Source organism: Pedobacter sp. D749 (assembly GCF_019317285.1).
Classification (GTDB): Bacteria; Bacteroidota; Bacteroidia; order Sphingobacteriales; family Sphingobacteriaceae; genus Pedobacter.
Genome location: NZ_CP079218.1, coordinates 4,912,047 through 4,924,577, shown reverse-complemented (window position 1 = coordinate 4,924,577; position 12,531 = coordinate 4,912,047). Strand labels below are relative to the sequence as shown.

General features: G+C 38.1%; 12 protein-coding genes. 9 read left to right on the top strand and 3 right to left on the bottom strand.

Annotated elements, in window-relative coordinates:
* Positions 1 to 21 precede the first annotated feature (21 nt).
* The 3 genes from tsaE to KYH19_RS20135 all read left to right on the top strand — a co-directional run bounded on the left by tsaE (position 22) and on the right by KYH19_RS20135 (position 2,501).
* Positions 22 to 438 carry a tRNA (adenosine(37)-N6)-threonylcarbamoyltransferase complex ATPase subunit type 1 TsaE gene (gene tsaE, locus KYH19_RS20145; protein WP_219076405.1) on the top strand — a complete coding sequence of 139 codons (417 nt, stop codon included), beginning with the start codon at positions 22 to 24 and terminating at the stop codon, positions 436 to 438.
* A gap of 73 nt (positions 439 to 511) precedes the next feature.
* A complete protein-coding gene (locus tag KYH19_RS20140; protein ID WP_132395900.1) occupies positions 512 to 1,738 on the top strand; it encodes an alanine dehydrogenase in 1,227 nt (408 codons plus the stop codon).
* A gap of 76 nt (positions 1,739 to 1,814) precedes the next feature.
* Complete coding sequence (locus tag KYH19_RS20135) at positions 1,815 to 2,501, top strand: M15 family metallopeptidase (protein WP_219076404.1); 687 nt, start codon at positions 1,815 to 1,817, stop codon at positions 2,499 to 2,501.
* 209 nt (positions 2,502 to 2,710) lie between these two features.
* Here KYH19_RS20135 and KYH19_RS20130 read toward each other — a convergent pair whose 3' ends face one another.
* Genes KYH19_RS20130 through KYH19_RS20120 form a run of 3 tightly spaced genes read right to left on the bottom strand, consistent with a single transcriptional unit; the run spans position 2,711 to position 5,617 of the window.
* On the bottom strand, positions 2,711 to 3,211 hold the full coding sequence (locus tag KYH19_RS20130; protein ID WP_219076403.1) for a phosphoglycerate mutase family protein: 501 nt from the start codon (positions 3,209 to 3,211) through the stop codon (positions 2,711 to 2,713).
* A gap of 37 nt (positions 3,212 to 3,248) precedes the next feature.
* The gene (locus KYH19_RS20125; protein WP_219076402.1) at positions 3,249 to 4,289 is read right to left on the bottom strand and encodes an aminotransferase class I/II-fold pyridoxal phosphate-dependent enzyme; all 1,041 of its coding nucleotides are present in this window, start codon (positions 4,287 to 4,289) and stop codon (positions 3,249 to 3,251) included.
* The gene (locus KYH19_RS20120) at positions 4,289 to 5,617 is read right to left on the bottom strand and encodes a D-alanyl-D-alanine carboxypeptidase/D-alanyl-D-alanine-endopeptidase (RefSeq protein ID WP_219076401.1); all 1,329 of its coding nucleotides are present in this window, start codon (positions 5,615 to 5,617) and stop codon (positions 4,289 to 4,291) included. Before KYH19_RS20120 ends, KYH19_RS20125 begins: the two co-directional genes overlap by 1 nt.
* A 51-nt stretch (positions 5,618 to 5,668) precedes the next feature.
* On the opposite strand from KYH19_RS20120, the gene KYH19_RS20115 reads away from it, so the two are divergent.
* The 6 genes from KYH19_RS20115 to KYH19_RS20090 all read left to right on the top strand — a co-directional run bounded on the left by KYH19_RS20115 (position 5,669) and on the right by KYH19_RS20090 (position 12,525).
* On the top strand, positions 5,669 to 6,916 hold the full coding sequence (locus KYH19_RS20115) for an aspartyl protease family protein (protein ID WP_219076400.1): 1,248 nt from the start codon (positions 5,669 to 5,671) through the stop codon (positions 6,914 to 6,916).
* A 90-nt stretch (positions 6,917 to 7,006) separates the two neighbouring features.
* Positions 7,007 to 9,523, top strand: a complete 2,517-nt coding sequence (locus KYH19_RS20110; protein WP_219076399.1) for a zinc-dependent metalloprotease — start codon at positions 7,007 to 7,009, stop codon at positions 9,521 to 9,523.
* 229 nt (positions 9,524 to 9,752) lie between these two features.
* Complete coding sequence (locus KYH19_RS20105) at positions 9,753 to 10,628, top strand: phosphodiester glycosidase family protein (RefSeq protein WP_219076398.1); 876 nt, start codon at positions 9,753 to 9,755, stop codon at positions 10,626 to 10,628.
* Between the two features lie 68 nt (positions 10,629 to 10,696).
* A complete protein-coding gene (locus KYH19_RS20100; protein ID WP_219076397.1) occupies positions 10,697 to 11,623 on the top strand; it encodes a hypothetical protein in 927 nt (308 codons plus the stop codon).
* Between the two features lie 104 nt (positions 11,624 to 11,727).
* Positions 11,728 to 11,919 carry a cold-shock protein gene (locus KYH19_RS20095; RefSeq protein WP_025141747.1) on the top strand — a complete coding sequence of 64 codons (192 nt, stop codon included), beginning with the start codon at positions 11,728 to 11,730 and terminating at the stop codon, positions 11,917 to 11,919.
* A gap of 78 nt (positions 11,920 to 11,997) precedes the next feature.
* Positions 11,998 to 12,525 carry an alpha/beta hydrolase gene (locus KYH19_RS20090; RefSeq protein WP_219076396.1) on the top strand — a complete coding sequence of 176 codons (528 nt, stop codon included), beginning with the start codon at positions 11,998 to 12,000 and terminating at the stop codon, positions 12,523 to 12,525.
* Positions 12,526 to 12,531: the final 6 nt, after the last annotated feature.

Sequence of the window (12,531 nt, the reverse complement as noted above, 5' to 3'; positions counted from 1 at the left end):
CTTTTGCCTTTATTTTTTAAAATGGATATCGAAGTAAATAGTTTAGCCGATTTACCTGTAGTAGCACAACAGCTTTCAGATTTTGCGGGCAATGAGAAAGTCTTCATTTTTGAAGGCGATATGGGCGCAGGGAAAACCACTTTTATTAAAAATTTCTGTAAACATTTAGGGATAGCCGATGTAGTTTCGAGTCCAACCTATTCTATTGTAAATGAATATGAAAGTCCGAATGGTCCTGTTTTTCATTTCGATTTTTACCGTATAAAAGATATCCGCGAAGCATACGATTTGGGTTATGAAGAATATTTTTATGGAGGTGGCGTTTGTTTAATAGAATGGCCGGAAAGAGTGGAAGAATTATTACCCGAAAAACTTATAAAAGTGGAGATTAAGGTGCTGGATGAAAACCGCAGATTGTTCAGGTTTTCGAAGGGATAACAATTAGTTATCAATAAATTAACAGATTTTCCTTATCTTGAACAACCTAAAACTATCATAATTTTAATTCAACATGGCTACAGGATTACGCGAAGGAATGGCCGATATAGCTCGTCAGGGTTTACTACAAACGCAAGAAGCAAAGTTAGAAACCAGAAATAAAAAAAACAGTCTGTACATAGGAATACCAAAGGAAATTTCTTTCCAGGAAAATAGAATTGCATTAACCCCTTTATCTGTTGCTTTATTGGTGAATAACGGACATCGGGTTGTTTTAGAAAGTGGTGCAGGTATTGCCGCTAATTTTTCTGATACCGAATATGCTGAGCAGGGTGCTAAAATTGCCTATAACAAAAAGGAAGTTTTTGATGCTGATATCCTGGTGAAAATTGCGCCTCCCATGCTGGAAGAGATTGAAATGATGCATAAGGGGCAAACGCTTATTTCATCTTTACAAACCGGAACGCTAAAGCAGGATTATCTGAAAGCATTGATGCATAAAAAAATTAATGCTTTATGTTTTGAGAATCTCCGCGACGAAGGTAATATCCTCAGTGTGGTACGTGCCATGAGCGAAATAGTAGGCTCGACCTCTATTTTAATTGCTGCAGAATATTTAAGCAATGTAACAGGTGGAAAAGGTTTGATGCTCGGCGGTTTTACTGGAGTGCCACCAACAGAAATTGTTATTTTGGGTGCCGGAACGGTTGGGGAATATGCAGCCAGAACAGCTTTGGCATTAGGGGCTGAAGTAAAAGTTTTTGATAGTTCTATTTATCGCTTACGCCGCTTGCAGAATAATTTGGGTAGTAGGGTGTTTACCTCTGTCATGCAACCTATTGTTTTAAATAAAGCGATTATAACCTGCGATGTAGTGATAGGTGCCATAAGGGCTACCCACGGGCGAAGCCCTTGCGTAGTGATGGAAGAAACCGTTGCCCGCATGAAACCACACTCTGTGGTAATTGACATCAGTATTGATCAGGGTGGCTGTTTTGAAACTTCTGAAGTGACCAACCATACCAATCCGGTATTCAGAAAATACGATGTTATCCACTATTGCGTGCCAAATATTGCCTCGCGTGTACCAAGAACAGCATCTTACGCTTTGACGAATATTTTTGCACCCATTTTATTAGATATCGGTGAATTTGGAGGTTTAGTGAATATGGTTTGGAATAAACCGGGTATTCGTGAAGCACTTTATATTTATCAAGGTAATTGCACCAATAAAGATCTGGCCGATATGTTTAATCTGCCATTTAAGGATCTTGAATTGTTGGTGGTTTCGAATCAATAAAAAAGATGTAAAATGGGAGATGTAAGAGGGGATAATGGGAACGATTGATACTTGATTTCTACACTAAGATACTATTATGATAAAATTCAATCTGCTAGCTCTAGTCTTTTTTCTTTCGGTTGCTGTAAATGCCCAAAATAAACCCATTGCAATAAAAAAGCTGGTTGTAGTAAGTTCTTATAACCAATACCTGGCTTCTGTAAAATCGAATCCGAGTAATGAACTGGTTGAAATCAAAAAAGCCATTCCAACGATTAAGCTGGATATCCGCTACGCGACCCGAAACAATTTTATGCAGCAGGTAATGTATAAACAGGCGAGGGCTTTTGCCCGAAAACCAGTGGTAGAATCGTTAAAAAAGATCCAAAAGGAATTAAATAAAAAAGGTTACGGGTTAAAAATATTTGATGGCTACCGTCCTTATGCCATTACTGTTGAGTTTTATAAAAAAGCAAGCGATAAGAATTTTGTGGCCAATCCGGCAAAAGGATCTAAGCACAATAGGGGTTGTGCGGTAGATTTAACGCTGATTAATCTGAAAACAGGAAAAGAATTGGTGATGCCAACACCCTATGATAGTTTTTCAGCTGCGGCTGCGGCAAAATATGAAAATGTATCTCCTGAGGCCAGGAAAAACCGCGATTTCCTGATTGCTATTATGGCAAAATACCAGATGAATGTGTTGGAAAACGAATGGTGGCATTATGATTTCTCGGGGTGGAGAAATTATGATTTAATGGATATTCCTTTCGAGAAATTGTAGTTCATTAGTTCAATTGTCATTGGTTCATTAGGTTAGGAGTATAGTCTGGCGTAATTCGTCATTGCGGGCCGGAAATGAGCGAACCGAAGCTTTAATAGGAATAACCTTAATTTTCTTAACTCCTTAATGGTCACTAGACTGATAGCGTATAGCATACTTTTGTCATTTCGATCCGATCGCGTCAAGTGGTAACACCAGACATCACTTAACTACAAATGGTGTGGTCTACCGTATTGGTCCATTTTAACCCTTGCTTTATCTTCTTTTACCGATAATTCGAAAATGTAATCATAATCATCATCGGTTAATTCTTCTTTTGGCCTTTTGCCACCAAGGGCTTCAATAATTTCGAGTACGGTATTGGAATGAGCTGCAACCATCACCGTTTTACCCACATAATTGGTTTTAATGCTATCCACAAGCGATTTAATGTCTTTATAATTAATCACTTTTGGGATCACCAATGAATCTAAGGTTTGATGTGTTCTTTTAGTCGGAGTGGCGAAGGCGACATCAAATTTTACCTTTTTTAAATACTTTGCTAAATCTGCAACACGGATTTTTCCTTCATCCGATAAGCTAGGATCGGTATCCTGTGGGTTTGATTTATCCTTCTCAGCATGTCTGACAATCCAAACGGTGGTGGTTTGCGCTGAAATCGCATTGATAAAGAGTAGGCTTAACGACAGGAATACAAGCAGTTTTTTCATGTCATAAATATTCAAAAATTAATTGGATAAGGAAAGGTTAAAAATTTAAGGCCCTTATTAAGTGATCAAGATCTTCTTTTTCATGCCAACTGCTCAAAACAATTCGATTTATCGGTTCGGATTCGGGTTTTGGATAAGGAAAGGATGAAATCAGGATATTTTCCTTTAACAAGCGGTTTACCAGGGTAGCATCTTGTGCTAAGAATGCTGGAAAGGCTGGTTCAAACGTCCATGTTTCATTTAAATTGGCAATGATTAACTTTATATTTTCCTGTAATCTTGCCCGTGCATCGTGGTATATTTTTTCGGCATGGATAAAGGCAAAAAGACTGGCTGCAGATGGAGGGGATGCCCCAACAAAAATATTGCTGTTTTTTAGTTTGGCGATAACGGCATTTGAGCCCAGAACCAATCCAGCATCAACCCCTAATGCTTTTGCCATTGAGGCCACAACAACCCGTTCGATATTAGCTTCAACCGGGAGATTGATAAATGCACCCATTCCATAATTGTTTATCCCTATACCATGCGAATCATCAACAATTAAGATAATCTTTTTTTCTGGCTGTATTTCGGTTAAAAAGTTAAAATCATAAATTTCAGGAAAAAGATTGTTCATGGAGTTGCTGATCAGCACCCATGTTTTTTCTCCGGATGTATTGATGAGGTTTATTGTTTCCTTCTTCCAATCATTAAATGTTTGCTGATTGGCAGACTGATCGGTTAACCAAAGCGCAGGATGCGTGGCCGGGGCATAAATTACTTTACCTAATGCAGATAAACCTTTAATGGTAAGCTGAGCGGCTAAATATCCGCTTGAAGTAATGAGCGCAGCTTCTGCTCCATACCGCTCGGCGGCTACTTTTTCTGCTTCATCATAAATACCCAGTTGAATATTGTTGGTACGGCTGGTGCCGTTGTTTAAGCCAAATTTTTTTATCCCTTCCAGATGTAAATTGATAAAATCCTGATTTTTGGGAATACCCAGATAGGCCGTTCCGCTAAAATACAGGTAAGAATTTCCATCAATATTGATCGTATTTGAAAAAGGCTGATTTATCGATTTAAAATTTGGCATTAAAAATTTTCATGTATGTAGGTTACTATCCTTACCATCTCGGCACGTACTTCTGCGGTTGGTTTTGCAAAATTATTGTTCATAAAGGAATAGATATAGGTTTTACCCTTTTTGGTAATTACATATCCGCTTTGATTGTGAACCCCTCCGAGCGAACCTGTTTTTGCGAAGACAAAAGGTTTGTCGGTTTTAGGGTAAGCGTTCTTTAAAGTACCACTTTTTCCTCCTGCAGGTAACATGTTAAAAAGCTTTTCAGGATTGTTTACCAGCCTGTAAATGGAATCAAGAAGGTAAACATTATCGCGCGGCGTAAATAAATTCTGACGGGACAAACCAGATCCATCAGCCCACTTTACTTTGTCGGGTAAAAAGGAAAGGTAGTTTTTCGTAATGTAATCAATAGCTTTCGTTGTGCTCAATTTATCGCCAATTTGATTGGAGCAAACCAATAATAAATGTTCTGCTATAAAATTATCGCTGGGCAGCATCATGTGTTTTAAAACCGAATCGCGTTTTGCACCCTGCAAAGTTTTGGCATCTGAAGGGATTTTAAGATCAATTAGGCCAACAGGCTTGTGTAGGGTATCAGATAATACTTCAACGGTAACCTGTGCACTGGTTTTATATGGGTTTTGCTGGTTATAGCTAGGTTTCACAGCAACGGCAGGATAATGGAAGCTATTGGTTAAAAAATCACGTGTTACCTGAAAATTGCCTTTGGTTTTTGTCGAATCGACTTTAAAGCATGGTGCAAAAACTTTGGGTTCGATGTTGATTTTATTCGGCCCCGCGTAAGTAGAGGTTACCATGTTATCCATAATCGGCATTTCGGTAATTTCTGGCTGATAATAATAGTCGTAATCGTCCCAGGCCCAGCCTTCGCCAAAGAAATTGCCCGCATAGCGTCCTGGAGCAAAAAATAGCTTTTTATTAGAGGCAAGCAGGAAATTATAAGCGGATTTATCTTTCACGGCAAACTGTAGAAATGAAGGATCACCTGTTCCCCAAAAAATCAATGAATCATTCCGTTCGATATATTTTAATGCCGGCATTAAATCAGGCAACATTTTTAAACTGGCAAAAAAGGTGTACAATTTCGTGTTAGAGGCCGGTGTAAAATATTTATCTGCATCTTTCTCAAAAAGCATTTTTTTATCGTTAGGGTTGTAGAGTGCAAAACCAACCTGGTACTGCTTAATTACCTGCGAGTTTTTGAATTCTTTAGCTACTTTTTTCGAAATGATCTTATTGGTTGAACAACCTGTTAACAGACAAATAGATAGAACAAACGCAAGAAAAATAAAATTATGATTTTTTAAGGGGAACATGTGCTAAATTTAAGGGGCATAATTATCAACTAATTTATTAAATTTAGTTTAATGTTAACCAAATATAGTCCCGGTGTAATAATTTGTTTACGTAAACTAAGCATTTGCCTGGGCCTGGTATTTTTCGTGTTATCAGTTTCGGGACAGGAATTTATTTTTAAAAGAAACCGGCAAAAGCAATCTATTTCTTTTAAGTGTATCAAAAACCTAATGGTTATTCCGGTATTTGTAAATGGAAAAGGTCCATATGATTTTGTTCTTGATACCGGAGTTGGCCCCATGATTATTACAGACCCATCTATTCTCGATTCTTTAAATTTTAGTGGTCTCCGTAAAATTAAAGTTTCTGGCCTGGGTATTGAAACCGTTGAGGCCTATGTATCTCAAAGCCTTGATGTAAAAGTAGGGAGTACAAGCATTAAGTATATCCCAGCAGCGATTTTAAAAGAAGATCTTTTTAACCTGTCGGGACATTTAGGGCTGAAAATTTACGGATTGTTGGGTTTCAGTTTTTTTAACAGCTTTATTGTTGATATCAGGTATAGTGAAAATAGGCTCATTATTTACGATCACGATGCTAAGGTTAAATACCGTGGTAAAAAAATACCTATTGAAATAGAGAACCAGAAGCCGTATATTTTAGCTGCCATTGATGCTCCAGGTAACAAAACTGTTGAAGCCAGGTTTTTAATGGATACTGGGGCCAGCCACGCTCTGTCGCTCGAAATGTTAAATGGAACTGAATTCCCGCTACCAGACAAAAAAATTAAAGCTAATTTAGGCATGAGCCTTAGCGGCCAGATTAAGGGATATGTTGGTCGTGTGGGTAAATTTAATATTGGCGGCTATGTTTTTAAAGATGTTGTTGCCGGGTTTCCTGATTTTAAGAGCATTGCAAATAAGATTGATTTATCCAAACGGAATGGGAATTTAGGTGCCGATTTACTTCGGAGATTTAATATTCAGTTTAACTATCAGGGTGGCTTTATTTATGTTAAGCCCAATGGGTTAAGTAAAATTCCGTTCGAACACGATATGGTGGGCATGGTGCTTTATCTTGATCAGAAAGAATATAAAAGAGTTCTGATTGGAGAAATAGACGAAAACAGCCCGGCAGAAAAAGCAGGTTTGTGTACCGATGATGAAATTATTGCGATAAACTTTAAAAACATTGATGCTTATTCTTTGAACGATCTTACCGAAATGTTTAAATCGAAAGCAGACAGAAATATAATTTTCGAAATTTTCAGGGATAATCAAGTCTATTTTAAAGTGGTGCGCCTCGAAAAGAGGATCTGATAAGCGTAATTTTCCAGTTACAAATGTTCTGCCGTGTAACAACACTTTAACTTTAACCTCTTATTGCCAAGCAAACTAACTTTATAACACATGAAGAAAAATTTTAAGGTACTTGCCCTCGCAGGTATCGTAGCACTTGGTGTAGCCGGATCAGGTTCGGTATATGCCCAGAAAAAATCTAAAACAACTAAAGGAGCCACTCCAACAACTCCAGCCGCAGCCCCGGCAGCAGCCCCCAAAAAAGAAGGAATCAAACCATTTTCTGAAGTAATTACTGCAAAAGCCACGACAACTAATGGCTTATTTAAAACACATAAAGTAGACGATAAATGGTATTTTGAGATACCAGACTCGATGATCAATCGTGAAATGCTTGTAGTTACCCGTTTGGCAAAAGCGCCAGCCGACGTAAAAGTGGGCAACCAGCAATATGGTGGTGAAGAATTGAACGAGCAAGTATGGAAATGGGAGCGCAGGGGAAAACAAGTTTACATCCGCGTACCAAGTTATTCAACTAAGGCCGATCCGAACAGCGATATGTACGAATCGGTTCAAAACTCTAATCTTGCACAGATTTTAGCCAGCTTTGAAATTAAAGCGTATAATAAAGATACGTCTGGCGTTGTAATTGATGTTACCGATTTTTATAATGGTGATGTAATGGCAATTGGCGCTACAGATCAGATCCGTAAAGCTTATAAAGTTACGATATACGATGCGTCACGTTCTTATATTGATACAGTAAAAACCTTTCCGATCAACATCGAAGTAAAAACAGCTAAAACATACCGTGCAGTAGAATCTCCAACAGATAATAGTAATGGAGCTGTTACTTTCGAGTTTAATACATCGATGTTGTTATTGCCTAAAATCCCTGTAAAAGCCAGGATAATGGATAGCAGAGTTGGTTTTTTTGGTCAATCTCAAATTGATTATGGAAGCAACGCACAAAGGGCAGAGCGCACCGCCTATATTCATCGCTGGAATCTGGTTCCGAAAGATACAAACGCTTATAAACGTGGTGAACTGGTAGAACCGGTAAAACCTATTGTAATTTATATTGACCCTGCAACACCAAAAAAATGGGTGCCGTTTTTGATCCAGGGGATTAACGATTGGCAGGTAGCATTCGAAGCCGCTGGTTTTAAAAATGCGATAATGGGTAAAGAAGCACCAACACCGCAACAAGATCCTCAGTTTAGCGTAGAAGACTCCAGATATTCTGTAGTTCGTTATTTTGCTTCAGATATTGCAAATGCTTACGGCCCGCACATTAGCGATCCTCGTACCGGTCAGATTTTAGAAACGCATATTGGTTGGTACCATAATGTAATGAACCTATTGCGTAACTGGTACTTTGTACAAACAGCAGCTATTAATCCTGAAGTACGTAAAGCGCAATTTACCGATGCACAGATGGGCGAATTGATCCGTTTTGTTTCTTCGCACGAAATTGGCCATACTTTAGGTTTGCCACATAACTTTGGCTCAAGCTACGCTTACCCGGTTGATTCGTTACGTTCAAAAACGTTTACAGATAAACATGGCACCGCACCATCAATTATGGATTATGCGCGTTTTAATTACATTGCTCAACCTGGCGATGGCGTAACCAAACTTCATCCTCAAATTGGAGAATACGATAAATGGGTAGTGAAATGGGGATATTCCTGGATTCCCGGAAATAAAACTGCAGAACAGGAAAAAGAAATTTTAGATCAGTGGACCTTAAAAAATGCAGGTAATCCTTTGTATTTCTATGGCCGTCAGGGAACTTCATTAGATCCTCGTTTGCAGAGCGAAGATTTGGGCGACAATGCGATGAAAGCGAGTGCTTATGGTATTGCGAATTTAAAACGTATTCTTCCGAACGTAGAAAAATGGACCTATCAAAAAGGAAAAGATTACAGCGATTTGAAAGAAATTTATACTGAAATTGTTGGCCAGTTTAACCGCTATATGGGGCATGTGGCAACAAATGTTGGTGGCTTAAGCGAAAATTTTAAAACCTACGATCAAAAAGGACCAGTTTATGCTTACTTGCCAAAAACAAAACAAAAAGAAGCTGTTGCTTTTTTCAAACAACAATTATTTACTACCCCACTTTGGTTAATCAGCAACGATCAATTAAGTAAATTCGATAATGGAGTGCTTTTAAACCGGATTAAAGGTGTTCAAACGAATACTTTGGGTAACCTGCTATCAGCATCCCGTATCGCTCGTTTGTTAGATAATGAAACTAAAAACGGCGCCGCAAAAGCATATACCTTGCCTGAGTTATTTACTGATTTAAGATCGTCGGTTTTTGTTGCTGGAAGAGCAGATGCTTTTAAACGTAATTTACAACGTGCATATGTAGACCGTTTGCAGGATTTAATGACCAAAGATTCGGATCTTCCTGTTGGTTTTCCGGTAGATTATGCTGCGAGTTACGGTTTAACGCCAATCAATGTAGGTTTATCAGATATCAGACCGCTGGTTAGAGCAGAGCTAAAAACCTTATTGGCTACTACAAAAGCCAGGGCAGCAGCAGGCGATGCCATTACAAAAGCGCACTACGAAGATTTAAATATCAGAATTAAAGATATTTTAGATCCGAAGAAATAATTAGTGGAGGATGTAATTAGAGAATGATTGAATAGCAACTCACCCATTCAATCATTCTCTAATGCAAAATTCAAAGAAGCGGAGCAGATCATTAAATTGATCGTTCCGCTTTTTTTTCAACCAAACCTCGCAGGTTTTTAAAACCTGCGAGGTTTAAAATATTGTATAATTCTTGATGCTTTAACTTAAACCACATAACAGTTTTTTAATTTTATACCAAAATAAGGTTATGCTTAAAAAACTCTTCTGTGCACTTGCATTATTTACCTCCTGTTTCTCAGCCTTTGGCCAAAATGCCGACTCTATTACCCTTGTAAAAGCTAAATGGCAGAGAAACAAGATTGCCAAACAGGTAATTTTATTCAGACATCATTTTGATCAGAAAAACCTTTTCGCTGCTAACGAAAATATTTCGTTTTTAGAAATAAAAAACACCGGATGTAAGGCTTTATTTGCCATTTGTGCAGAAGAAAAGGAACTCATCACTACCAGTAATTTTGGTTTAAGAGATACGGCTATTGCTGCGGTAAACGGCAATTTTTTCGATGTAAAAAATGGAGGCTCGGTAGATTTTGTTCGCGTTAATGAAAAAACCATTAATACCAATCGCCTGGATAAAAACGGAAATAGGGCCAGGCATCAGGAAGCAGCGGTTGTGATTGAAAATGGAAAAATTTCAATCAAAAAATGGGATGGATCAGCTGATTGGGAAACGAAGCTGAGTGAAAAAAATGTTTTACTAAACGGCCCGTTATTAACTTTAAACCATGTTGATGAAACTTTAGATACCGCTGGTTTTAACCGCTTACGCCATCCCCGTACCTGCCTGGGTATAAAACCGAATGGAAGGGTAATTTTATTGACCGTTGATGGTAGAAACGAAAAGTCAGCAGGCATGAGTTTGTTCGAACTGACCAGATTAATGCGCTGGTTGGGATGTACTTCTGCTATAAATTTCGATGGCGGCGGCTCTACCACTTTGTGGGTAAATGGAATGCCCGATGATGGTGTAGTCAATTATCCGACAGATAATAAAAAATGGGACCATGGAGGGCAGCGTAAAGTTGCTAATGTAATCCTGGTGAAAAAACAAACCAGAAGGTAGACCCCATCTGTAACAAGCATGTTTAGCTCTGATTAAAAAAACTTATTTTAGCCCAATATTTTGTTAAAATGATTAAAAATACAATATATTTTTCCTTTTTTGTGCTCATGCTCAGTGCCTGTAAAATGGGTACTAAAACCAGCGATCCAACACTTCGGGATTTTACTTTTGAACCTGTTAAAGGCATCCGTTATGTTGAAGTAAAACGCCGGTTTAAGGATGGATATTCTTTTAATAAGGAGGGTTTTATGCAAAAGCCATCATGGATAATCCAGGTAGTTAAAGAAGACACCATGTCGGCCTGGAGCCCGCAGAAACATAGGATGCAGAATTTTTACCTGCAGTACGATCATGGCAATGTATATAACTTCGCAGCCGAATTTTTTAAGGTAAAACACATCAGTAAAGATAGTTTGGTTTTTCAAAGGATCCAGGTTGATGGAAAAGTAATCGCTTCAGATGTCCGTTCGGATGTAAATATGACTTTTTATGCACAGGATTATATTAAAAATAATTTGAAGGCCAAGGCTGCCGATCTGCAAAAACCAACCAAGGCCGATACTGCTTTTATAGAGAAACGATCTGCTCAGGTTAACGCCAATAGTGATAGTGCTTTTGCCGCTACAAACCCGGTTCAATTTATTCCTAAAAGCAAAATTGTAAGGGTCGAAAAAATCAGTACGGTAGACCGGACGAATAACAGAACCGAGGCTTATGATTATATGTTTCCGCAGTATATTATCCGGATAGACAGGGCTTATAAAGATTTCGCTTACCAGGTTGCTGCGGTTGTAGATTTTCAAGGTGGGATCCATGTAAAAACGGTTTACAACGTGCTTCCTGAGAATGCTGAAGCAAAAAAAAAGGTGGCCCAGGGAATAGCTGATATTTATGTTAGAAACCTCTTTGATGTGGCTCCGGGAACAACACTCGGGATTCCGCATAATAGTGAAATTACTTTAACAATAATTGGGAAGGCAATTAAAAAGCCTTAGTAATCTGCTATTTACAAAATTTTAACGTTAAAAAAATGTTAAAATTTATTTTGATTTTAAAAATTAAAACTTACCTTGCATACTTAATTTTAATATTTAATACAATGCAAGAAGGCACAGTAAAATTCTTCAATGTAACTAAAGGTTTTGGCTTTATCGTACCTGCAAATGGAGATAGCGAAATTTTTGTTCATTCAACAGGTCTTATCGACGAAATCCGTGAAAACGACAAAGTACAGTACGAAGTTGCTAACGGTAAAAAAGGCTTAAACGCCGTTAATGTGAAAGTAATTTAATTTATTTATCATATTTACAGAGAAGGCTGCTTTCTTGTGATGGCGGCCTTTTTTATTTTAATTTTTTTACCTCAGATCATGACTTATTACTTCATCATTCCTGGTTTAGGCAATTCTGGCCCGGACCATTGGCAAACTTACTTCGAAAAATCAGGAGATAATTTTATCCGCATTAACCAAAAGGAATGGGATACACCAGCAAATCAGGATTGGATTGAAAACATAGAATCGGCACTCGCCGGATATAATTTGGATGATGTGGTTTTAATCGGTCATAGTTTAGGCTGTACAGCCATTGCCAATTGGGCAAAAGCTTACCAAAAGAAAATTAAAGGTGCCTTATTGGTTGCGCCAAGTGATATAGAAGCACCAAAGTACAATTTTGATACGCCTGGTTTTGATCGTGTACCTTTGGATAAGATCTACTTTAAAACCATTGTTGTAGCCAGTACTGATGATGAATGGGTAACGTTAGAAAGAGCTGAGCTTTTTGCTGAAAATTGGGGAAGTGAGTTTATTAATATCGGTAATGTCGGACATATTAATGCCGCCGCGGGCTTTGGTGAGTGGCCAAAGGGATTGGAGATTTTAAAAACTCTGGGTTAAAATTTA

What these genes read in the sequence shown, in the direction of transcription:
- tsaE (WP_219076405.1), top strand. Translation starts at nt 22, where the DNA reads ATGGATATCGAAGTAAATAGTTTAGCCGATTTACCTGTAGTAGCACAA.
- KYH19_RS20140 (WP_132395900.1), top strand. Translation starts at nt 512, where the DNA reads ATGGCTACAGGATTACGCGAAGGAATGGCCGATATAGCTCGTCAGGGT.
- KYH19_RS20135 (WP_219076404.1), top strand. Translation starts at nt 1,815, where the DNA reads ATGATAAAATTCAATCTGCTAGCTCTAGTCTTTTTTCTTTCGGTTGCT.
- KYH19_RS20130 (WP_219076403.1), bottom strand. Translation starts at nt 3,211, where the DNA reads ATGAAAAAACTGCTTGTATTCCTGTCGTTAAGCCTACTCTTTATCAAT.
- KYH19_RS20125 (WP_219076402.1), bottom strand. Translation starts at nt 4,289, where the DNA reads ATGCCAAATTTTAAATCGATAAATCAGCCTTTTTCAAATACGATCAAT.
- KYH19_RS20120 (WP_219076401.1), bottom strand. Translation starts at nt 5,617, where the DNA reads ATGTTCCCCTTAAAAAATCATAATTTTATTTTTCTTGCGTTTGTTCTA.
- KYH19_RS20115 (WP_219076400.1), top strand. Translation starts at nt 5,669, where the DNA reads ATGTTAACCAAATATAGTCCCGGTGTAATAATTTGTTTACGTAAACTA.
- KYH19_RS20110 (WP_219076399.1), top strand. Translation starts at nt 7,007, where the DNA reads ATGAAGAAAAATTTTAAGGTACTTGCCCTCGCAGGTATCGTAGCACTT.
- KYH19_RS20105 (WP_219076398.1), top strand. Translation starts at nt 9,753, where the DNA reads ATGCTTAAAAAACTCTTCTGTGCACTTGCATTATTTACCTCCTGTTTC.
- KYH19_RS20100 (WP_219076397.1), top strand. Translation starts at nt 10,697, where the DNA reads ATGATTAAAAATACAATATATTTTTCCTTTTTTGTGCTCATGCTCAGT.
- KYH19_RS20095 (WP_025141747.1), top strand. Translation starts at nt 11,728, where the DNA reads ATGCAAGAAGGCACAGTAAAATTCTTCAATGTAACTAAAGGTTTTGGC.
- KYH19_RS20090 (WP_219076396.1), top strand. Translation starts at nt 11,998, where the DNA reads ATGACTTATTACTTCATCATTCCTGGTTTAGGCAATTCTGGCCCGGAC.